Here is a 23,222-nt window from a genome sequence, read left to right as displayed (position 1 = left end):
TTTGTTATGTTTAATTTTATAATTTTGAAAATAAATATTAAAAATAATATTTTTATTTTGTTATTTTTTGTAATTATTGATTTTTATTTTTAATTTGTTATAATATTATTAACTTTTTATAGTTTAGTTTTACAGTATACAAATATTTAATTTTTTTCAAACATAAACCATATGGTTTTGCACAATATTTTGTTGTTGTTCCTTTAGGCGGGCAGTTTAATTGTGCTTGTAGTTCAGTTAAACTAACTTTGCCAGCATAACAAGCTAAAATATTTTGTGTCAACATGCGAATTTGATAACGAATAAAAATTTTCCCTCTAAAATGAATTTCAATTTTTTTTGCTTTGTTTCGTTTAACCCAAATTTTGTTAATTGTATGTACTGTTGCAATATCTTCGGTTGGTTTAACCCCTGCAAAATAAGCAAAATCGTGTGTTCCAACAAAAATTTGACTAATTTGATGTAACTTTTTAACATTTAATGGTGCATTAACTTTAAGTTCATAACGGTGGTTAAAAAGATCATACTCTTGATCATTAATTGTATAAACATATTCTTTTACTTTTACAGTTCGAACACTAAAATTTTCAGCTACAAACTGATATCCTTTAATATTAATATTTGGTGGTAAAGTTTGACTAACGGTTTTAATAAAAAAAGCTAAATGTCTTGGTTGAAATGTTAGTTTTACTAATACCTTTTGATCACAAGCGTGCACACCAGCATCAGTTTTACTAGCTCCTAAAGTTCAAATTTTTTGATGACAAATACCAAAAAATGCTTTTTCCAATTCACCTTGAATTGTTCGAGCATTTTTTTGTTTAACTCAGCCACTATAATCATAACCATCATATTCAATACTTAATAATAAATATAACATTATCATCCTAAAACAAATTCATCAATATGTGGAATCCGAATTTGTAAAAATCCTGTTTTAATTTTACCAAATATTCATGCATTAGAATTGTTATCTCAATGTCAAAGTTGATAAAAAGTTTCATATTGTCCGATTGTTACTGATTGAGCAATAATAATGCAAGCAATTCCAACTCCAAAAATAAATAATAACACATCAGGAAAATGAATTCGATAATGACGATAACGTGTTCGTTTGGCATGGGGGTCATAGCCTCGAGCATCCATTGCATATGCTAAATCTTCAGCTTTTTGAAATGCTGATACTAATAATGGAATAATTAACGCTGTTGTTGACTTAATTTTATCTTTAAAATGACCATTTTTAAAATCAACCCCACGTGAGGCTTGCGCTTTCATAATCCGTCCCGTTTCTTCAATTAAAGTTGGAATCATTCGTAAGGCAATTGAAATAATTGTTGATAAAATATGAACTGGAAAACGCACTAATTTTAATGGACTTAATAAATCTTCTAACGCTAAAGTTAAATCTAATGGACGCGTTGTTGCCGTTAAAATTGTTGTAATTAAAATCATTAAATAAATCCGACATGCCATATAAAGGGCATTAAAAATAGCTTTTTCTGAAAAAGCAAATCAACTTTTTCCTCCCGCAGCAACAGGTCCTGTTGCTGTTGATTTTCCACCTCAATGTCATCCAATATAACCATCCGTAACCAAAAAACAATTAATTAACAACAAAATAATAAACATAAATAAGATTGGTTTTAGTAATGATCGTAATAACCTTGGCGGTAATTTGGCTAAAAAGAACAAACTAAAAATTGTTATTCCTAAAATGGAATAACCGGTAAAACCAGTTGAAAAAAAGATTGATATCATTAATAAAAACAACATAAATAATTTTACCCGTGGATCCATTCGATGAATTGGGGAATTATAAGCAATATAACGTCCAAATGATAAGCGCATCTCTTTTATCCCTTTCTTTTTTGTTCTTTATGTTCAATAATTTTTTTTGCTAATTGGTCAATAGTACGAATATTAACATTTGTTAAATCAAGACCTTTTTCTTGCAATTGATAAATCAAATGATAAATTTTTGGTGGTTCAATTAATAATTCTTGTAATAAATTTTTATCCTTAAAAATTTCAAATGGTGATCCAACTTTAAAAACTCGGCCTTCTTTTAAAGCAATAACTTCATCAGCAATTTCTAAAACATGGTCCATGTTATGCGTTACTAAAATAATCCGTTTATTTTGTTCCTTATTAATCCGTTGAAATAACTTAATAAAATCCTCTTCACCTTCAGGATCTAATCCAGCGGTTGGTTCATCTAAAATTAGAGTATTACCTTCCATCGCTAAAATTCCCGCAATCGCAACCCGGCGTTTTTGCCCTCCTGATAAATCAAATGGTGAACGCTCTAAATAATTTAATGGTAAACCAACCATTTCTAGGTATTTTTTTGCATTTTCTCGAGCAACTTCTTTAGTTTCGCCCAAGTGAACTGGACCAAACATAATATCTTTTTCAATTGTTTCTTCAAATAATTGATATTCTGGAAACTGGAACACTAAACCAATTGATTTTCGTAATTGTTTAATATTTTTAATGCGTTTTTGTTTTGCTTTAATAATAAAACCATTTGTATCAACCACTCCTGTCGTTGGAATTAATAAACCATTGATATGTTGAATTAAGGTTGATTTGCCACTTCCTGTTGATCCAATAATAGCAGTAATTTTCCCAGGTTTAATAACAACATTAATATCTTGCAAGGAAGTATATTCATAAGGTGTTTTAGGAGAATAAACATAAGAAACATTTGTGAATGTAATATCAACATTTTGTAATGCTTCAATTTTAGGTTGTTTTTTTACTTTTGACATATCTCATCCACCAACTCTCTAAGATTTAGTGTATTTTTCACTTTTAAACCATTTAAGCGTAAACTATCAACGACTTTTGAAACAAAAGGAACATCTAAATGAATTGATTTTAAAAACTCTTCATCATACAAAACTTCATGTGGTTTTCCACATTTAACCATTTGACCTTTATTCATAACAATAGCTTTATCAGAATTTAAAATTTCATCCATATCATGCGTAATTGAAATAATTGTTTTTTCACGTGATTCTTTTAAATCCACCATAATTTGTTTAATTTCTTTTCGTCCTTTTGGATCTAACATACTTGTGGCTTCATCAAAAATGATAATATCTGGTGATAATGCTAGTGCTGAAGCAATTGCAACCCGTTGTTTTTGTCCTCCTGATAGCATTAGTGGTTCATGGTCAAGAAAATTATTCATACCAACTTTTGCAGCAGCTTTTTCAATAATTGCTTGCATTTTTTTTTGCGGAATTTGGCGATTTTCAAGTCCAAATGCAATATCATCACGAACTGTTGATCCAATAAATTGATTATCTGGATTTTGGAACACAATTCCTAAAAATTTTCGAATTCCTGTAATTGTTGATGAATGAACTTCATTACCAAAAACTTCAATTTTCCCTTTTTGTGGGCGTAAAACACCAATAATAATTTTACTAATTGTTGATTTTCCACTACCATTATGTCCAATGATTGTAACATATTCCCCATGGTTAATTTCAAAACTAACTCCATCAACAGCATTAGGATGATTTTCCCGATAGCGAAATTCAACATCAGTTAATTTTAATGAAATATAATTTAGTTTTTCTAACTTTACATTTATTTTTTTTGTTTTTTTGGCCATTTCTTCTTATCCTTAATGTTTTTTTACATAATATTTTAATTATATACTCAATATTTAAAAATATTAATTAAAATTTTATCTTTCCAATTATACCATTAATTATATATAAAAATTATAAATACACAATAAATCATTACTTTTTGAAAATTATCTGCGCTCTATCAATAACCGCCATCATTAAAAGGATTATCATCTAAGTCAATATTTTGAACATAGACATCTCGTGGTTTTGCTCCATTTTGTGGACCAATAATCCCATTTTCTTCTAAAGCATCAATTAAACGACTAGCACGATTATATCCAATTGAGAATTTTCGTTGAATTAAAGATGTCGAAGCTTTTTGATTTAAAATCACAAAACGTTTAACTTCTTGATAGAATGAATCAATATTGTCGTTTTCATTGCTACTTCCTGTTTCACTATTTATTTCAAAATTTAAAAAATCTTCATCATAATCAGGTTCTTGTTGAGCACGGCAAAATTCAACTAATCGTTGAATTTCATCATCAGAAATAAATGCCCCTTGCGCACGGATTGGAATATTTTGCCCGGCAGGCGCATATAACATATCACCATACCCAATTAGTTTTTCAGCCCCACCTTGGTCTAAAATTGTACGAGAGTCAATTGCTGAAGTAACTGAAAAGGAAATTCGCGATGGAATATTTGTTTTAATTACTCCGGTAATAACATCTGTTGAAGGTCGTTGTGTTGCAATCACCATATGAATTCCAGCGGCACGAGCTAATTGCGTAATTCGCATAATTGAATCTTCAATATCTTTTCCAGCTGTCATCATTAAGTCAGCTAATTCATCAATTATAATAACAATATAAGGTAAGCGATCTTTTGCTATAACTTTTTTATTAAACGATTCAATATTACGGACTCCACGTTCTGATAGCATACTATAACGACGTTCCATTTCAGCAATTATTTTTTTTAAGGCAGAATTTGCTAATTTAGTATCTGTAATAACTGGCGCTAATAAATGGGGTAAATTATTATAAACAGCTAATTCAACCTGTTTTGGGTCAATTAATAATAATTTAACTTCCGATGGTTTTGTTCGTAATATTAACGATGATAAAATGGTGTTAATACAAACAGATTTTCCACTACCTGTTGAACCAGCAACTAATAAATGTGGCATTTTATCTAATTCAACAAAAATAATTTCTCCGTTCACACTACGACCAATGCCAACTAATAATTTACGATCTTGTTTTTCTAATGGTAACCATTCCATAATTTCACGTAATGTTACTTTATTACTAATTTCATTAGCAATTTCAATTCCAACCGCTGACTTTCCCTGAATTGGGGCTTCAATTCGAACATTTTGAGTCGCTAAAGCATATTTTAGATCATTTTCTAAATGCATAATTTTGTTAACTTTCACTCCTGGTTGCATTTGAACTTCAAATTTTGTAATAGTTGGGCCAATATTAATTCCTTGGACACTAGCAGCAATATTAAATTGTTGAAAAACTTGATTAATTTTCACTGCTTTCTTTTGCGCAGCAATTTTATTTCGTTCATTATTACGACGATTATCTTCCTTTGGACTTAATAAACCTAAATTTGGTAATTTGTAATGTGGATTATTAAAAGTATTTTGGCGCAAAATAGTTTGACTATTTTTTTTATTAATCTCAATTGACTTGGGTTTCATAGCACGGTGGAGTGGTTGATACGGCATGTCAAAATTTTGTTGTTCCATTAATGGTGGCTCATAATTAGAATAATATTCATCTTGATATGGTTCTAATGGATGATTATATTCTGAATTACTTTGTCAATGATAAATTCCTTCATTAATATCAACTGTTTCAAATTGCTCTGATGGCGTTGAATTAAATTCTTCTGTTGGTAATTGTTCATCATAAAATGATGTTTGCTTTAAAATTATTGAATTACTACTTCGATTAATTTTTCCAAAAGGCGTGATAGTGATATCAGTTGCTGAATTAAACTTATCGCGTGCAACATCAATATTAATATCTTTTCCATAATAAGAACCATACACTGGTAAATCATCAAGTTTTTTATTAAGCGTATTATTACTACGGCTACTACGGCGATTACGTGGTTGAATATATTGATCCGGTGTTAATTGCATTCGTGAACGGTGCGGCAATTGCGAAGAATGTGCTGACTGTGAAAGCCCTGAATGATAATCATTAAAACGTTCTTTTGCATTAAAAGGTTCTTTTCGTAATTCTGGTGTAGAACTAGTTTGATTATCAAAACGAACATAATTTTGTTTCATTTTTTTCTTACCAACAAAATCATCGGCAATTAAATCATCAATTAAATGTTGGTCATGTAAGGTTGTATATGACGGCATTTGAATTGTAATATCTGATGCTTCTGTTGTATGCATAACTTGCCGAGCTGAAAATAATTCCTCATCGGGAATATTAAAATTTTGGTAAATATTTTGCTTTTGACGTCGATTTGCTGATAAACGTAATACACGTACACCTTGTTGCTGACGTTGATTTTTTGGTAAAAACATCCCAATTGCTGTTCCGGTTGCGACTCAACTTCATCATAATAAAAAAACTGATAAACACAAAATTAGTGAACCAAAAATGGTAGTATAACTAGCAATCCCGGCTAAAAGATTGCCAATCATACCCCCTCCAGCATATAAAGTAATTCAAGCACCATTTAAACCAACAAATGTTATCGGATGGTTTGGATTAGGATTAAAAATTGATGCATCTTGTCAGCGTTGCAAATAATTCTTAACAACATCTAAAAAAACAGTTTTATCAAAATATGCCATTTGCTCGTTAGCATATTGATAAATTAACAAAATGCTACTTACCAATCAGCAGAACAAAATGATAAAGGTTACCACCATTCAAATTAACCGTGATTTTAATCAAATCCGTACTCCAATAAAAATTGTCAAACCTAACACTAAGCATACAAAATACATTAAATACTTAAACCAGCCAAATGCAAATGTAAATAAAACATCATCAATAAATTGCCCAATTAAAGTAATTCGCCCTATGGCAAGAATAGTAAAAAACGTCACTAATAATGCCCCAATTACTCACCCGATTGAATCATTACGACGCTGCTTTTTTTTGACTTTTAAGATTGCAGTTTTCTCATTCTGATCATCATAAGATTTCTTTTCCATAGTGCAGCCCTCCTAAAATTCTAAATATTTAAAAATTACTTTAAATATGACCATACATTTTAAAAGCTTCAAATATTTATCTACTATAAATATATCATAAAATTAAATTTCATTCACAATTGCTAAAATAATTGGTGTTTTTCCTGTTTCTGTTTTAACAAATGAACTAATTGTCGATCTAATTTCATTTTTTACTTCATTGACATCATACATTTCACCAACAACAGCTTTTTTATAATGTTTCTCAATAATTTCAATAATAACTTTTTGCATTTTACGGAAAATATCATTATTTTCTTGAATATAAATTACTCCTCGCATTTGGGTGTCAATTAAAGAAACCAATTCCTTTGTTTTACTATCAATTGAAACTCCTATAATAACAACTCCATCAGTAGCTAATTGCTTTCGTTCATTTAAAACAACTGCTCCAATGTCACCAACGCCAATTCCATCAACATATAAATCAGCGGTTTTTACCTTATTGCTTTTTTTCGTATATTCACCATCAATAAATTCAAGACCTTCACCATTATCAACAATAAAAATATGTTCTGGATTAATCCCAGCTTCAATTGCTGCCATTTTTGCTTGCACAAAATCTTTATATAAACCTTTCACTGGCACAAAATATTTTGGATTAATAATTGAACTCATTAATTTAACATCTTCATAACTTGCTGTCATTGTTCAAACTTTTTTATCCGATAAAGCAATTGTTTTTGCCACAGTTCGTGCTAATTCATCTAAAACATTGGCATGATTTAATTCACTTCCTGGGTTTGGCGGTGTTGCTAAAATAATTGTATCACTTTCTTTAATATCTAGAATATCATCATTACCAGAAGCAATTTTAATCAAACGACTATATAAACGTTCTCCACTACCAGTTACAATAATTAATGATTTTTCTTCTTTAACTGCTTCTTGTAATCCTTTTAAATTAATTCCATTGAAATTTAGTTTTTTACTATCCGATAACACTTTTAATGATTCTAATAAAGTTTGACCATAAATTCCAACTGAAATATTATTTTCACGAACTAAATCAAATAACTCACTAATTTTATGTAAATCTTGATCAAAACAAGCTAAAATAATACGATCTTCTGTTTCTTTAACAGCTCGTTCAATATAATTTTTAATCTTATGGTTTGGTGCTGTATAATCACGGCGTGAAGCTGATGAGGCTTCTGATAAAAATAATAGTACCTTATTTTTAGCAATAATTTGATTTAAATGTTGTAAATCTGTTGCAAAATTAGGGTCTGCTTTAGCATCAAAAATATAATCTCCAGTATAAATAATTGTGCCATCAGGTGTATGTAATGCAAAACCAAAACTATTTGGCATATTTGTTGTTGTTGAAAATACTTCAACCTTGCATAAACCAAAATCAAGAATATCTTTTGCATTGATAACATGAAAACATTCTTCTTTACCACGAACTTTAAAACGTTGTAAATGGAATTTTAAAATATTACAAGTTAAATCACTTCCATAAACTGGGAATGCCAATTCTTTTAAAATATAAGTAAGTGCTTCAGAACATTCATACGAAGGTTTTGTAATAAAAACACCTTTAATTCGAGTACGGTTTTCCTTTAGATAATCAAAATTAGGAATTACTACATCAATTCCTAAAATTCCACGTTCCGGATTTTTTGTTCCCGCATCAAAAATAAAAATATCTTGTTCTACCTCAATGCAATATAAATTTTTACCTCGCTCGTCTAATCCACCAAGAGCGAAAAAATTAATTTTTGCCATAATTAAAATCGTCTACTTTCTATTCGTTGTTCATTAATTAATACTTATTTACATTTTATTTTTTAAATACATTTATACATTTTTCCCCTTAATACAAATGTAATCTCTCTAAATAAATGTAATCTTAATTATTATACATTACTATTAAAAAAAATATCCAAATAATCGGAAAAATATCATATTGCTATTATCATAACACATTTTTTGAGTTAAAATAATAATATTTAAAAGGATGTGAAAATAATCTTGAAAGCAATTTTTCCAGGTAGTTTTGACCCAATTCATGATGGTCATCTTAATATTATTAAAAAAACAAGTACTATCTTTTCAAAATTATATGTTGTAATTACGAATAATTTAGAAAAATCAAATCAAACAAACATTAAAACGCGCGCTGAACAAGCTGCCATAGCTTGTCAAAACATTAATTTAAATATTGAAATTGTTATTAATGACCAAATGTTAACTAGTAATTTTGCTAAACAATTAGGGGTTAAATATATTATTCGAGGACTACGAAATAATAACGATTTAAAATATGAAATGAAGTTAGCTTTTGCTAATAAACAATTAAATAAAGATCTGGAAACAATTTTTTTTATTGCCGATTATGGTTTGAATGAAATTTCTTCAACTTTTTTAAACCAAATTAAGCAATTAAAAAAATAAAAAATATTGAAACTCAATATTTTTTATTTTGTCTTTTATTTTCCTAATAAATTAAACATATTTTGTTTATAAATCTCAACTCCTGATTGATCAAATGGATTTATCTCTAACAAGTAAGCTGACATTGCACAAGCTTTCATAAATCAATATGCTAAATAACCAAACATTTTATCATCCATTGTTGCAAATTCTAAAACAATATTTGGAACATGCCCAACTTTTGCATGAGCAGCAACAACGCTTTCAACAGCAATCGTATTTACTTCATGCAATGTTCTTCCAGCGAGATAATTTAAACCATCGGTATCTACTGCTGCTTTTGGCAGATTAAGATCAATTTGTGGTTCTTTAATTGCAATAACTGTTTCAAATAAAATATTTTTTGTCCCTTCTTGAATGAACTGACCAAAAGAATGTAAATCTGTCGAAAAAACACACGATAATGGTAGCAAACCCTTTGATTTTTTTCCTTCTGATTCCCCAAATAATTGTTTCCATCATTCGGTAATCATCTGCATTTGTAACTCATAAGTTACAAGCATTTCTGCTTTATATTTTTCCTCTTGATTTAAAATATAACGTCCAACAGCATATTTATATGCATGATTAGTAAAATCATCATTTAAAGTATCTTGATAAGCTTGTTGTGCTCCTTTAAAGACATTATCAACATTAATACCACTTACTAACATTGCGAAAATACCAACTGGGGTTAACACTGAATATCTTCCCCCAATGTCATCCGGAATAACAAAGGTTTGATAACCTGCTTTATCAGATAATATTTTTAGAGCACCTTTCTCTTTATCTGTAATAGCAACAATTAAGTTGGCTGCTTTTAGGCTTCCTTCTTTTTTTTCTAAAAGCTCTTTGCAAAGACGAAATGCAATTGCTGACTCAGTTGTTGTCCCTGATTTAGACACAACACAAATTCCAAATTTTTTATCTTGAAGATATTTCAAAACTTGTACTGTATAAGTTGAAGACATTGTATTTCCAATATAAATGATTTCTACTTTTTGTTGACTATATAGCCCATTAATCATTTCAATTGCTGCTCGCGCACCAAGATAACTCCCACCAATTCCAATTACCAATAAAACGTTAATTTCACTAGCTAATTTGTTTGCTGTTTGTTTCATTTTTGCAAACTCTGCTTGATCATAATTATTTGGTCACTCAACTCAACCAAGGAAATCATTTCCTAATCCTGTTTTATTATGAATCATTTGGTGAATATCTTTAACTCGCCCTAAATATTTGTTAAAAACAGATTCGGCTAATGCATTAGTAAAATCTACTTTAATCATTTTAATAATATGCCTGCTTTCTATCTAACTAAAAAACCTTACATTTGTAAAAATTTTAATTTATTTACCTGTTAGTGAATTAATTTTTTCACTTAACATTTGGAATCCTACTCCTGTTTCTTGAATTTGACTATTATTCTTTTTCAATAATTCAGGTCTGCAATTTTTATAACTTAATTTTACTTGTTTCTTAACTGGGTCATAGTCTAGTACCTCTACTTCAACATTGTCACCAATATTAACAAATTCTTTGATATCTCTTACATAGTAATCTGAAATCTCACTAATGTGGATTAATCCAGCAGCATTTTTTAATTCACAAAATGCACCAAACGGTGTAATGTTTGTAACTTTTGCAAAAACTTTTTTTCCTTTTACATACATAATTCGTCACATCCCCTTTCTGAAACTGTACTAATTATACCACTAGAACTATGAAAATCATTTTCTAAATAATAAAATATTAATAAAATATTTTGCATAAATATCTAGCATAAAAAAGTATCGTTTATTATTTTAATAAATTAATTCGATACAATCCGTTATTTTCGCTATTATTTTCTTCTTGTTCAGTCTTTTCTTCTTTATATGAATCAGTGTAATTACAATTTGGATAATTAGTACACGCCTTAAAACGTTGACGTCGCTTATTAAATTTCAAAATAATTTCACCAACGCCACATTCTGGACAAGGACCAAATTTTGGACCAGTCTGATGAATATAATGACATTTTGGAAACCCTGAACATGCAATAAATTTACCGTATTTTCCATACCGATATACCAAATCATTTCCACATTCTGGACATTCAATCCCCGACTTCTCAACTGGGATTTCTTCCATTAATTCCATTGTTGCTTCAATGCGTGGCTCAAATCGTTCTCAAAATTCTTTTAATAATGGTTTTGGTTCTGCGTCACCGTGTGCAATCATATCCAAACTTTTTTCAATTGTTGAAGTGTATGTTTCGTTAATAATATCACTAAAATATTCTTGTAATTTATCACTTGTTAAAATCCCTTTTTCAGTTGCTTTAATTGCTTTGTTTTCTACAATAATATAACCACGATCTTTTAATGTTTGCATAATTGGTGCATAAGTTGATGGACGTCCAACCCCAATTTCCTCTAATGTCTTAATTAATTTCGCTTCAGAGTAATGACTCGGTGGTTTAGTAAAATGTTGAATTCCATATAATTCATTTAAATTAATAATTTGATTTGGTTTTAACATTGGCAACTTTACAATTTCTTCATTACCTTCTAAAAAATAACATTTTAAAAACCCATCAAATTGAATCGTACTTCCTGTCATCCGAAATTCATAATTATTATTATCTAAAATAATTGCTTTACTTAATAACTTTGCATTCGCCATTAAACTAGCTAACGAACGATTATAAATAATTTTATATAAACGTATTTGATCACGACTTAAATATTCTTTTGCCGCTTCTGGTGTCATTGTTAAATCAGTTGGACGAATTGCTTCATGAGCATCTTGCACATTTTTTTTATTTTTTGGTTGTGTTTTAACTCCACCTAAATATTCTGTTCCATATTTAATTGTAATATAGTCAAAAGCATCCTGAACAAACTTATCACTTAATCGAATTGAATCTGTACGCGGATATGTTATAAATCCAGTAATATTATCTTTAACTTTAATTCCTTCGTATAATTGCTGAGCGATTAATGATGTTTTATTTGAAGCAAAACCCATTTTACTACTTGCTTCTTGTAACATTGTTGAAGTAGTATGTGGATTCGGTGATTTTCGTTGTTTTTCACTTTCTTTAATTTGAACAACAACAAAATCTTTTTTTAAAGCTTTTTTAACTTTTAGAACATCTGCTTCTACTTTTAATTCAATTTTATAATCCTTAAATTTTGTTAATTTAACAACTGCCTTTTTATATAATCCTTCAACAGTCCAATATTCCTCCGGCACAAAGTTTTGCCATTCTTTTTCTCGTTCAACAACTAACTTTAAAGCAACCGATTGTACTCGTCCAGCTGATTTTGACTTAATCTTTTTCTGTAACAATTTGCTTAAGCGAAAACCAATAAAACGGTCTAAAATTCGTCGAGTTTCTTGTGAATGAACTAAATTCATATCTAAATCTGTTTGATGTTGAAATGCCTCTAACACTGCTTCTTTTGTAATTTCATTAAAGCGAACACGGCGAGATTTCTCACCACAATTTAAAACTTCATTTAAATGATAAGCAATTGCTTCTCCTTCTCGATCAGGGTCGGTTGCTAGAATAATCAAATCTGCTGCTTTGGCTTCTTGTTTTAATTTTTTAATAATTTCTTTTTTTCCACGTTCCATTTTATAACTTGGTTCAAAAGTTTTAATATCTACTCCTAACCCATACTGACCTTTTGTTGATAAATTACGAATATGTCCTTCTGATGATAAAACTAAATAATTTTCGCCAAGATATTTTTCAACTGCTTTTGTTTTAGTTGGGGACTCCATTATTACCAGCGTCTGTGCCATGTTTTCTCTCCTTTATTTTTTAAAACACATCAATAATTATTATACATAATATTTTAAAAAACTATTTTGAAATTTATTATTCTAAATTAAAATATTTTTTTATTTTAGCAATTATTGTATCAATTCCTTCAGTAACACTAGTAACAGTAAAATACAAAATAACAGTTATTGCAATTAATAATAAAATAACACTTAAAACACTGATCGTAATTCAAAAAGCTTTAGTATTAAATTTTGATTTAGTAACTACTCTAAATTTATTTTTTTTAATTTTTTTTGTTTTATTTTCTTTTGCATGATAAAAATTTTCAATTAATTGATCATATTGTTTTTCTGTCAATCCAAATTGGGCAATTGCTTCATAATGATCCATTTTAAGATGACCATATTCATCAAATATTTTTGGATAAATCTCACTAGCTCGTTTTTCCCCTAATGATGTTTTAATTGTATAATCCTTATATGTCACAAAAGCTGGTTTTGTATCCTTTACTTTATCAATATCAATAAATGTTATTTCATCATCTAAAACATCTGTTTCTATTATTTCTGGATTAGATTCCATTAAATCAAAGTCTGGTGATTTGACACCTAAAAAATCATAAATATCTTCAGCAGCAACCTTATTAACATCATTATCATTTTTTAAAATATCATTGTCATTTTTCTCAGGTGAATCTCCTACTTTAAATTCATCATTAAAAAAGAAACTATGCGTATCATCTTCAGGATTAAAATTATTATCTGAATCATCTTCAAAATCAAGGAAATTAAACTTATCTTCTACATTATTTTCAGTTAAAGATGAACTTTTTTCTGGTTCAGAATTAACAATTATTGGAGAAACTTTTTTTTCATTTAAAGCATCAGATTCGTCAGATTTTGACTTTAATAATTTAGAATCAATACTATCTGTTGGTAAATGTACAGAATTATTATTACTTGAATTATCATCCTTTTCTGCTCAAGTATTAACCAATTTTTGGTTTAGTGCTTCTGCTTCTTGCAAATTGCGTAATGAAGTATCTAATGTCTGTTTTAAGTTTTGATATTCATCAAAATTAGATTTTTGTCGACTGCCATGACGCCCAATAAACTCATCCAAAATATCAGAAATATGTAATTCTCAATTATATTTTTCTTTAAAAATTAATGGTAAACTTGGACGACGAAAATCATTATAATATCGTTCTGCCCCTAATAATGGAATGCTAGAATTATAAGGAGATAAATAATAAAATTCTCTAACAGGTTGAAATTTATATTGAAAATTATCATTAATTCTAGCATTATTGGTTAAATTATTAAAATTTTGTCCAACATTATGTGGGCTATATTGATATGGTTGTACTAGTGAAAAACTTTGTTTTGGTTGCAGTCCTGTCATTGGATACTGAATAATTGGGGAATATTGATATTGTACAAATAACGGTGGATATGGAGGTTGCGGAATTGAATACTGAATTAATGGTGGTGTTCCACAACCATAAGAAGGAAAAACAGGATATTGATAATAATTAAAAAAATTCGGATGGTGATGAATCCGACAATTATTGTGACAATTACTGCTATGATCCTTTTTACTGTTTTCACACATATGTTTACCCTACTTATATTAATAGCTTATGTTTATTATATCATAAAATAATGTTTTCTTATATTAGCGTTATTAATAAAGATGCTTTTTTATTTTTTGGGGGAAAATAAAAAGAGTTATCTTATTTATAATTAGTTTGTTAAAAAATTAATTAGAAAGGTACCCTATGTCTTATGATTATAAACCAAATATCAAACTTACTAAATAAATTTAACATTGATTTACCTACTTTATTTAAATTTGCTAAAGTAGAAATTACACTTAAAAATTTATTAGAATGATTTCAACATAAAAATATTGATTTTTTAGAAAAAATTATTAAATCTGCAATTAAATTAATTGATTACAAACTATTAAAATCTGAATATGTCCAAACGCGTTTTATTTTAAAAGAATTGTTTCAAAGAACAATTATTTTTCAACATGGAAAAACCACATTTTATCGGCGAAAATATTTAATAAAACCAGAATATCAAAATAAAAATAATCCTAATTATGTATATTTCTAATCATATCTATTTATTTATTAAACTTAGCAAATTATTTTTAAATTATTTATTTACTAAAAATTTATTTGACAAATAAATTAAAGATGTTTTTTAGTATTTTTTCTCTTTTTCAGTTGGTAACATAAAAATGTATTTATTCTTTAAAATTATTAAAAAAAATATAAATAGTTAGTATTTTTTTAAAAAAGAAAAAGGCCCAAAATAAAATAGTAGGATTAACTGATGGGGAAGGGCTGAGGTAACGAAAGGAAACATACTAAAATGAAAGGAATATTATGCAACGTAATTAGTACGGTTATAAGTAGTACTGCAATAATTCCATTAAATGGAGTTTTTAATCAACAACAAGAAAATTGGCAAAGAGAATACTAAAACAAATATCAATCATAGTTGAAAGAATAATTTTGGCAAAGAGAATGTCGAAAAAGATATAAATTATCGTTGAAAGGGAGACTATAAAACTTGGACGTCGGATAGTTCAAATACCTATGAACTAATTAATTGAAAAGACATTGCTGACATCAAGTACATTAATGGTTTTAGTTATTATTTCCCAACATTTGTAATAGACGGTACAATGAGTTGTGGACTATACGGTGGATTTGGATACATAAGTCAATATTATTCTTTAAAAACTGCTTTACTTAGTGGTACTACTAATACAATACAATTTACTTGTAATGCTTTTGTAGGACCCGAACACTATACAGCGATAATTTTAAAATTATGAACTTCCGGAAGTTCAATTTATTGAAAATAAGATGCATTTTTTAAAGGAAATTGAACAAGTTATATAGATATTAACTTAAAAAAGGTAACTTTTATTACAAGATTTGAAACAAACTACAGTGATTCTTAAAAAACAACTACTGGAAATGAAAACTATTTTTAATAGTTTTCATTTTTTATTAAGTAACACAACTGTCCCAAAGGATTTTTAATTAAATTAAGTAACACAACTGTCCCAAAGCAAAAATAAGTAAATTTGACAAAATAAAAATAATTAAATATAGTTAAATTATGTATATCAAATACATATAAATAAAAAAAGAAAGGAATAATATATTATGAATATAAAAAAAATATTAAGTTTAATCGGAGCAACAGCTATAACAGCAAGTGGAGCAGTACCTTTAATGGCAATGAGTCAAAATAATTCTAAGTATGAAATAGAAAAATTTAAAAAAGATTATTGTCAATTTTGTGATAGTTTTAATTGTAAAAATAAAATAAAAGAATTAGAAGTTAAATTAGAAAATAAAAGTAAAGAAGAAGATTACGACACTGAATTAAAAGAATATTATACTTATATTAATAGTTCAAATATTATGATAAGTCCATTAGAAAATTTTTGTAGTTTAAATGGTTCTTTGGATAAAAATAAATATAGTAGAATGAAAGAAAAAATAGCAAAATCTCAAATATTCATAGATTTAGTAAATAAATATTCATCTAGAAAATGTTGATAATTATTATAAATAATAATTAATTATTTTAAATATAAATAAACCAAGTGAAATATTATAAGAAATTAAATTATAATAAAAAATAAATTAAAATAAAAAAACATTTATGAAAATGTTTAATGTATTCAAACCAATAAAGGTTTTCAGGCAGGGAACTTTAAATATAAGTAAATGTTTTTTTATTTTTGTTTTAGAAAGGAAAATAAAAAATGAATGTAAATATAAATCCTTATAATCGTTTGACGGGAGAGGTTCTATATAGGCCTTATATTGATAGTAGTAATTTTATTAATCAAAAATATTATGTTAAAAAAGTATATTATGGACCTTATATTAAAACGATTGTATTACCCTTAGAATGTATTAATAAATTTGGTAAAGGAAATCCAACTGGGATTAAAAATATTGGTGAAAATGAGACTAAATTATTAAATAGTCGTGTTCGCTCACAAGCAAATTGTATTCGTAAAGCAATTCACAATTTTAGTGGTTGTAAAAATATGGGTTTTTTAACTTTAACTTATGCTGAAAATGTCCAAGATATTAAAAAAGCGAATCATCATTTTAGATTATTTATTAGGAGATTAAATTATTATTTTTCTAAATATAAGAAAAATAAATATAAAGATTTAAAATATCTTGTTGCTTATGAATATCAAAATCGCGGAGCAGTTCACTTTCATATTATATTTAGTGAATATATCCCTAATAAAGTAGTTAGAAAGTGTTGACCTTATGGATATAATAAAAATTTACCAGTTGAAACCGGTACAAATGAATTTATTAGTAAATATGTTGCTAAATACATTGTAAAAGCACAAAGTGAAGAAAAAAGTAAAAATATTTATGACTTAAATATCAAGGCATATCGTTTTAGTGCTAATTGTACCGACCCTATTGTTAAAGTTGGTGTTATTGAAATGTGCGAAATGGAATTAATTGCTTCATTAAAAGGGACAAAACATAATTTTATGTTTAATAATAAAGATGGTTATTTAATGGGTGTTAGCATTGATAGTGATTGAAATAAAGACTATTTTTGACAAATGGAAGAATATGTTCCATATGATAAAAAAATATTTCGGTTTTTTCATAAAATATCTGATTTAGATAGATACCGAATACGGAAAAAATATGATAAATACATTAATTTAGGTAAACAAAGGTACATTAAAAAAAGTACCTTCCAAATGGAAAGTACTAGTTGTGCAGTATAGTTCAGGCAGAACCCATACCACATAATTAATTAAAACAAAAAAAAAAAAAAAAACAAGTTGAGAATTTAAATTTATAAATAAATTTATTTTTTGTTATAAAAATATGTAATAGTTGACATATTTATTTTGTTATATAAAATTAAATTAGAATATTATTTATAACATTTAGTTATATTTAAGTATTCAAACCAATAAAGGTTTTCAGGCAGGAAACTTTAAATATAAGTAAATGTTTTTATTTTGTATTTATATTTACATTCATTTTGTATTAATTTTTTATTAAATTAGTTTTATTTTTAACATTTATTTTATTTAAAGTTTTAAACCTTGTGAAACCTTTATTTACATATATGTAAATGAAAGGAATTTTTTAGTTATGTTTAAAGTTTATTTAAGTGATATTAAGTTTAATCAAGTTATTAAAGATAAGTCAAATAAAGAAAATTATTATGATGTATATACATTTTTACGAGTTGAAGGTAAAAAAATAATTGGTAAAGAATACCAAGATAAATGGGTTCGTAAAGATAGTGAATTTCAAAATAGTTTGCCCGAAATGATTGAAGGTAGTTTCTATAATGTAGAAATTGGTTTTAACGGTAAAATATCAAAAATATTGCCTTATGAAACCGAACAAGATTTTATTAACAAATATTCTAGTAATTCATCAATAACAGAAAGCAATACTTAATATGCAACAACAGTTATGTATAGTTTGTGTTAGTGATACTATTTGAGAAAATGGGTCTCATTATTGTTGGAATTGTGTTAATGAAAATGTTACTTTAATTAATAATTATTATTCTAGGTTAGATTATGACAAAAAATAAAAATAAATTAATTGCTAAATTAGAGGAATTAATGTTAAGGTCATATCCAGTTTCATCAAATGAAATTAATAATGAACATTGAGCAATAGTAAAGAAAAATTAATATGAAAAAGAATAAAAATAAATTAAATATTAATTGAGATTGAATTATTTTTATAGTTTTTTGTTTGTTATTAGTTGTTTGGTTTATATTGTTTTTTGTTTATGTTGGAGTTTTTTAATGAAAAAACAAACTAAATTATATAAACAGCGATTAGAATATTTAGTTAATGTTATACATCAATGTTTATCTATTAAAATACCATTATTTATGTTAAGAAAAGCAATTAAATTGTATCTTAATCATAATGTTATTGATATTGGTGTTATGGAAGAACAACATTTTAAATTATTAGTGGAGCAAGTCAAAAATTATATGTTAAATATAGAAAGTAAAGGTGATAATTAATGACCGTAACGACTGTTTTTGCAACAATTATTTTAGTAATTGCAATGTTAATGTTATTAGTTTTTTTAACAGTTAATACAATATTTAGATTTAAAAATAAATATTTAATTTGCCCGCATTGTTCTAAAAAAGTAGAATTTAAAGAATGGGGAAAACGAAAAATTAAAAAAGCAGATAAGTCTGTTGAATAAGTTAATATCAATCAAATACCTTCGCAAGTATAAAAATTGATTTTAGTTTTTAATGTTAATTACTAAAATCAAGGTTAGAGTATGCGAAGGTTTTATTATTAAATAGAAAGTGTTTTAAGTGAGGTGTTATTGATGAATGTAAATTTTTTAGCGGGTGACGCTGATGTTATTAAGCAAATAGGCGATTTTGCTGCTATTCTTGCTGATTGAGCGATTACATTTACTAACTGATTTATTACTTTTTTAGGGTCACATATGTTATTAATTATTCCGTTAGTTTTAATGTTTGTGGTTTTAGGAATTGAAACAATCAGAAAGTTAATCCACGGTTATTAATATTTAATAATAAACTCTAATCTTGATTTTAGTAATTAACATTTAGGAAAGGAATAAGAAAAATGCGAAGTGTGTGAGATTTATATTATGAATTTATGACAATTATTTTTGGAGTTAATCATCCTCCTATTTTAGATATTGTTATATTTGTTGTATTTTTAATACTTGTTTTTGGAATGTTATTTTTAATTTTGAGTTGTATTTTTAGGTGAATAAAATAATGGACTGAAATACTTTTTTGCAACGAATATATCAAGGACTTTTGCAGATTTTTTATTTTATTCCAAAAACTAAAATTGATAACTTTGTTGGTGGTTCTATTGATAATACTACTTATGCAGTGATTATGATAGGTGTTTGATTAGTAGTATTTTTCTTAATTTGATTATCAATATTTATTTTATATAAAACAATTAGATTGGTGGTGTAGATATATGTTTAAAAATTATTTTAATTTATTTAGAAGACAAAAAAATATTAAAGTTTCTTATTGATATGTAAATTGATTTATGGCAAATATTTTGTTCTATTTTTTTATTGTTTGTTTTAATTTACAGTTTATATATTTTAGTTCTACATCAGTTATAGATATTATTCTTTTTATTTTTTTAGTAATTTTTAATATTATTTTCTTTTGGTCTTTTTTTAGTAATCTTTTCCAAACACGGAAATTAATTAAAATTGTTAAAAGTAGTCCAATATCAATTATTAATGGTGCTTTGGGTACTGGTAAAACTTTATTGATTACTTATTTATCGCAAATTGCTAAGTTTGATAATGTTTATTCTAATTATTTTATTAATGATGAAAAAATTGGAGTTTTAGGTTTAAACCATTTGGATTTTAAAAATAAAAATTATAAGATACCACCAAACGATAGTTTAATTTTATTTGATGAAATATTTTTATATATGAATGGTGCTAAACCAGAAGAAAATAATAAAAAGTTTAATGGTTTAATTCCATATTTTTTATTATGTCGTCAATTTGATAATAATATTATTTTTGCTGGACAACGAATTAATCAAAATTGAGTTGAATATAGAGAAATTACTAATATGATTATTGTTCCTATGCAATGTATTAAACCAAGTATATTTTTTCCTTATTTTAAAATGAAAATAGGTTTTTTTGATGATTTAGATGATTATTTAGTATGAAAAACAGAAACAGTTAAACGAACAGCAAACGGTAAAAGAGTTCGCAAAAAATCTAATAAAGATATTGGTATTAATTTTGTTAAGATAACAATCCCTTTATCTATTGCAATGCAATATGATAGTAAATATTTAAAATTTGTACGTGATTTAAAAAATGATAAAGTACCAAGTTATATTAAACAAAATTGACCTAGTATTGTTAAAAAAGATATTACGCTTAATGAATTAAGAGAGATGGGGATGGAACATTTATTAAAAAATTTGGGGGAGTTATAAATAATGATTAATTTATTTGCTAATGATGTATGAAATGGTGCTATTAATACCATAGTTGATATTTTTATGAAAATAATGGACTGAATGTGAACATTAAAATTGCCGGGTACAAATATTCCTTTATTTGTAATTTGAGTAATTGGTGGTGTTATAAATGTTGTTTTATTATTAGTTAATAGTTCTCGTGGTTTAAGTTCAGTTTCTCGTGCAAGTTTAGAAGCAAGTTCTAGTGTAGCAAGAGGCGTTAAGGGCAGTGTGTCGTTTGTTTTTCAAACTGGTCGTGGTATGCAAAAACATTTTAAAGACCGTAAACAATTTAAAAATAATCGTAATAAACAACAGTTATCAAGTCTAGCAAAACAAGCAAAAACAAGAGAACAAGGTTTTAAAAGAGTACATACAACTCAAAGAATAAAAAAATAAGTTGGGGGTCTATATATGATTAAGTTAATATTTTTCTTTGTTATTGGTTTAACTGTTGGGTTTGGTTTTATTGCTAATATTATTGTTGCAACAGATTTAGGTTTTTCAACTGTTAAACATTATTTGCAGTCTACTAATGATTTTTATAAATTAGTGGCACAGTTATTTATTATTGCGACACATCCTATTTTCCAGTTATATATCGCGTTTGGAATTATTATTATGGGTATTAGAATTATTTTTATTGTTTAGGGGGTTAAAACAATGCGAAAACGATTATTAGATATATTTATTATTTTTTATTTAATATTTGGCTGAATATTTCTTTTTTGTAGTGTTACAACTATAAATTATATTAGTTATGTTTGTAAAGTAGAAACAAGAAATAATGATAGTTTTAGTGATTTAACTTATGCAAAAGCAAATGAATATGATTTTCAGTCTACTTTAATGCTACGACAAGATTATTTTATGCAAGGTTTAGACCCTAGTAATTATGCATTTAGTTTTGGTGTTGAAACTCCTTTTATTCCAAATGTAAGTGCTGATAAAAATGATAGTAATTATTGATTTAATAAAATTAAAAATACTGCATGAGATTATTTATTAAGTTGAAATTCAGCCGGTATTTTTAATGGTGCTATGGGTAGATTAATAATAGATTATAAAACGCCAAATAAATTGTTAGATATTTTTATTTATAAAAACAATATAAAATATGAATTTACTTTTAATTGAGAAATTATAGAATATTTATTTATGCCGATTATTGCCAATCAAAGTTATAAACATTTTGATATGAATTATTTAGTTTTAAATTTTAATTATAAAGAATTGATTAATATGGATATTCTTAAAAAATCTAACAGTAATTATTTTGTTAATGATGTTAAACAAAATTTTTATTCGTTGGATAATTTATTTCAAATTTTAGATTATTTTTATTCTAATGTTTTAAGAGTTATATTTGATATTTCTAATTTTAGAGAATTTATTTATTTTACATCTCATAATGGTAATTTAGGTTTTGTATTTTTTGTAAAAAATGGTTTTTTATTATATCCAAAATCAATGGTTTTTAATATTTTAAGATTTCCTGATACAGATATTTATTATTTAAAACCACAAGTGCAATTATATAATGCTTATACGATAAATAGTACTAATGATTATTTTTCTTATTATTCAAATTGAAATTATAAGACTGATATTTTACCTTCTAATAATGATAAATGAACTCAATCAATAAAATTATTAGATATGACAGATAGAACAAAATATCAAGGTTTTAATGTAATTAGATTTAATACAACTAGATTAACAGAGGATAGGTCTATTTCAATTAATGGTTTTAATTTTAGTCTTTATAATGCCACTGATTGAAATAATGAAATTAATAGTGGTGATATTTGAAAAATACCTTATAAAAGTTGTAGTTGATATAATATTGCTTGTCATATTCAAAATGCAGCAATTTGGATTGTAAATAATTTGCCTGGTATGAAAGAAATTTATAAATTTGTTAATGGAATAGTACATGTGTTTAGTAATGTTTCTGAATTGTTTAATAATATTAGTAATTTATTTGCTTTTGATATTACATTTAATATTATGTTAAGTTCTATATTGGTTTTAGCAATGGTTAATGGACTTTTACGCTATTTTTAGTAGTAGTAAAAATAATGTTGTTGGTAAAAAAGTAAGGTGGTGTGGTGGTTTATCCAC

24 protein-coding genes are annotated in these 23,222 nt (G+C 26.5%); 14 read left to right on the top strand and 10 right to left on the bottom strand.

Annotation, left to right across the window (positions count from 1 at the left end):
• Positions 1 to 97: 97 nt before the first annotated feature.
• From SKUN_RS01035 to SKUN_RS01010, 6 genes are all read right to left on the bottom strand, one after another.
• On the bottom strand, positions 98 to 880 hold the full coding sequence (locus SKUN_RS01035; RefSeq protein WP_053390495.1) for a tRNA pseudouridine synthase A: 783 nt from the start codon (positions 878 to 880) through the stop codon (positions 98 to 100).
• The gene (locus SKUN_RS01030; RefSeq protein ID WP_053390494.1) at positions 880 to 1,851 is read right to left on the bottom strand and encodes an energy-coupling factor transporter transmembrane component T family protein; all 972 of its coding nucleotides are present in this window, start codon (positions 1,849 to 1,851) and stop codon (positions 880 to 882) included. Before SKUN_RS01030 ends, SKUN_RS01035 begins: the two co-directional genes overlap by 1 nt.
• A gap of 5 nt (positions 1,852 to 1,856) precedes the next feature.
• Positions 1,857 to 2,774, bottom strand: a complete 918-nt coding sequence (locus tag SKUN_RS01025; RefSeq protein WP_053390493.1) for an energy-coupling factor transporter ATPase — start codon at positions 2,772 to 2,774, stop codon at positions 1,857 to 1,859.
• Positions 2,762 to 3,628, bottom strand: a complete 867-nt coding sequence (locus SKUN_RS01020; protein WP_053390492.1) for an energy-coupling factor transporter ATPase — start codon at positions 3,626 to 3,628, stop codon at positions 2,762 to 2,764. Before SKUN_RS01020 ends, SKUN_RS01025 begins: the two co-directional genes overlap by 13 nt.
• A gap of 158 nt (positions 3,629 to 3,786) precedes the next feature.
• Entirely contained in the window at positions 3,787 to 6,789 is a 3,003-nt protein-coding gene (locus SKUN_RS01015; protein WP_053390491.1) for a DNA translocase FtsK, read from the bottom strand.
• 102 nt (positions 6,790 to 6,891) lie between these two features.
• Positions 6,892 to 8,559 carry a ribonuclease J gene (locus tag SKUN_RS01010; RefSeq protein ID WP_053390490.1) on the bottom strand — a complete coding sequence of 556 codons (1,668 nt, stop codon included), beginning with the start codon at positions 8,557 to 8,559 and terminating at the stop codon, positions 6,892 to 6,894.
• A 246-nt stretch (positions 8,560 to 8,805) separates the two neighbouring features.
• Here SKUN_RS01010 and coaD point away from each other — a divergent pair, with 246 nt between their 5' ends.
• Positions 8,806 to 9,228 (top strand): pantetheine-phosphate adenylyltransferase, encoded by a 423-nt coding sequence (coaD, locus tag SKUN_RS01005; RefSeq protein WP_053390489.1) that lies wholly within the window; start codon positions 8,806 to 8,808, stop codon positions 9,226 to 9,228.
• A 35-nt stretch (positions 9,229 to 9,263) separates the two neighbouring features.
• On the opposite strand, the gene SKUN_RS01000 is transcribed toward coaD, so the two are convergent.
• The 4 genes from SKUN_RS01000 to SKUN_RS00985 all read right to left on the bottom strand — a co-directional run bounded on the left by SKUN_RS01000 (position 9,264) and on the right by SKUN_RS00985 (position 14,641).
• Entirely contained in the window at positions 9,264 to 10,538 is a 1,275-nt protein-coding gene (locus tag SKUN_RS01000; RefSeq protein WP_053390488.1) for a glucose-6-phosphate isomerase, read from the bottom strand.
• A 60-nt stretch (positions 10,539 to 10,598) separates the two neighbouring features.
• Positions 10,599 to 10,922 (bottom strand): S1 RNA-binding domain-containing protein, encoded by a 324-nt coding sequence (locus SKUN_RS00995; RefSeq protein ID WP_053390487.1) that lies wholly within the window; start codon positions 10,920 to 10,922, stop codon positions 10,599 to 10,601.
• A 127-nt stretch (positions 10,923 to 11,049) separates the two neighbouring features.
• Entirely contained in the window at positions 11,050 to 13,044 is a 1,995-nt protein-coding gene (gene topA, locus SKUN_RS00990) for a type I DNA topoisomerase (protein WP_053390486.1), read from the bottom strand.
• A 76-nt stretch (positions 13,045 to 13,120) separates the two neighbouring features.
• On the bottom strand, positions 13,121 to 14,641 hold the full coding sequence (locus SKUN_RS00985; RefSeq protein ID WP_053390485.1) for a hypothetical protein: 1,521 nt from the start codon (positions 14,639 to 14,641) through the stop codon (positions 13,121 to 13,123).
• A gap of 173 nt (positions 14,642 to 14,814) precedes the next feature.
• Here SKUN_RS00985 and SKUN_RS00980 point away from each other — a divergent pair, with 173 nt between their 5' ends.
• The 13 genes from SKUN_RS00980 to SKUN_RS08690 all read left to right on the top strand — a co-directional run bounded on the left by SKUN_RS00980 (position 14,815) and on the right by SKUN_RS08690 (position 23,165).
• Complete coding sequence (locus SKUN_RS00980) at positions 14,815 to 15,150, top strand: hypothetical protein (RefSeq protein ID WP_053390484.1); 336 nt, start codon at positions 14,815 to 14,817, stop codon at positions 15,148 to 15,150.
• A gap of 325 nt (positions 15,151 to 15,475) precedes the next feature.
• Positions 15,476 to 15,910, top strand: coding sequence for a hypothetical protein (locus tag SKUN_RS00975; protein ID WP_053390483.1), 435 nt, complete (start codon positions 15,476 to 15,478; stop codon positions 15,908 to 15,910).
• A gap of 307 nt (positions 15,911 to 16,217) precedes the next feature.
• Positions 16,218 to 16,619, top strand: a complete 402-nt coding sequence (locus SKUN_RS00970) for a hypothetical protein (RefSeq protein WP_053390482.1) — start codon at positions 16,218 to 16,220, stop codon at positions 16,617 to 16,619.
• 206 nt (positions 16,620 to 16,825) lie between these two features.
• Entirely contained in the window at positions 16,826 to 17,833 is a 1,008-nt protein-coding gene (locus SKUN_RS00965) for a rolling circle replication-associated protein (protein ID WP_053390481.1), read from the top strand.
• A 376-nt stretch (positions 17,834 to 18,209) separates the two neighbouring features.
• Positions 18,210 to 18,524, top strand: a complete 315-nt coding sequence (locus SKUN_RS00960; RefSeq protein WP_053390480.1) for a hypothetical protein — start codon at positions 18,210 to 18,212, stop codon at positions 18,522 to 18,524.
• A 359-nt stretch (positions 18,525 to 18,883) separates the two neighbouring features.
• Positions 18,884 to 19,111 (top strand): hypothetical protein, encoded by a 228-nt coding sequence (locus SKUN_RS00955; RefSeq protein ID WP_053390479.1) that lies wholly within the window; start codon positions 18,884 to 18,886, stop codon positions 19,109 to 19,111.
• Positions 19,111 to 19,302, top strand: coding sequence for a hypothetical protein (locus tag SKUN_RS00950; protein WP_053390478.1), 192 nt, complete (start codon positions 19,111 to 19,113; stop codon positions 19,300 to 19,302). Before SKUN_RS00955 ends, SKUN_RS00950 begins: the two co-directional genes overlap by 1 nt.
• A gap of 132 nt (positions 19,303 to 19,434) precedes the next feature.
• Complete coding sequence (locus SKUN_RS00945) at positions 19,435 to 19,638, top strand: hypothetical protein (protein ID WP_053390477.1); 204 nt, start codon at positions 19,435 to 19,437, stop codon at positions 19,636 to 19,638.
• 220 nt (positions 19,639 to 19,858) lie between these two features.
• Positions 19,859 to 20,068 carry a DUF2649 family protein gene (locus SKUN_RS00940; protein WP_053390476.1) on the top strand — a complete coding sequence of 70 codons (210 nt, stop codon included), beginning with the start codon at positions 19,859 to 19,861 and terminating at the stop codon, positions 20,066 to 20,068.
• A 4-nt stretch (positions 20,069 to 20,072) separates the two neighbouring features.
• Positions 20,073 to 21,074 carry a hypothetical protein gene (locus tag SKUN_RS00935; protein WP_053390475.1) on the top strand — a complete coding sequence of 334 codons (1,002 nt, stop codon included), beginning with the start codon at positions 20,073 to 20,075 and terminating at the stop codon, positions 21,072 to 21,074.
• 3 nt (positions 21,075 to 21,077) lie between these two features.
• Complete coding sequence (locus SKUN_RS08175) at positions 21,078 to 21,497, top strand: hypothetical protein (RefSeq protein WP_083436082.1); 420 nt, start codon at positions 21,078 to 21,080, stop codon at positions 21,495 to 21,497.
• A 15-nt stretch (positions 21,498 to 21,512) separates the two neighbouring features.
• Positions 21,513 to 21,749: a hypothetical protein gene (locus SKUN_RS00925; protein WP_053390474.1), complete on the top strand. Its 237-nt coding sequence runs from the start codon at positions 21,513 to 21,515 to the stop codon at positions 21,747 to 21,749.
• A gap of 12 nt (positions 21,750 to 21,761) precedes the next feature.
• A complete protein-coding gene (locus SKUN_RS08690) occupies positions 21,762 to 23,165 on the top strand; it encodes a spiroplasma phage ORF1-like family protein (protein WP_053390473.1) in 1,404 nt (467 codons plus the stop codon).
• Positions 23,166 to 23,222 lie beyond the last annotated feature (57 nt).

This window comes from Spiroplasma kunkelii CR2-3x (assembly GCF_001274875.1).
Taxonomy (GTDB): Bacteria; Bacillota_I; Bacilli_A; order Mycoplasmatales; family Mycoplasmataceae; genus Spiroplasma; species Spiroplasma kunkelii.
This window is presented reverse-complemented; position numbering and strand designations above follow the sequence as displayed.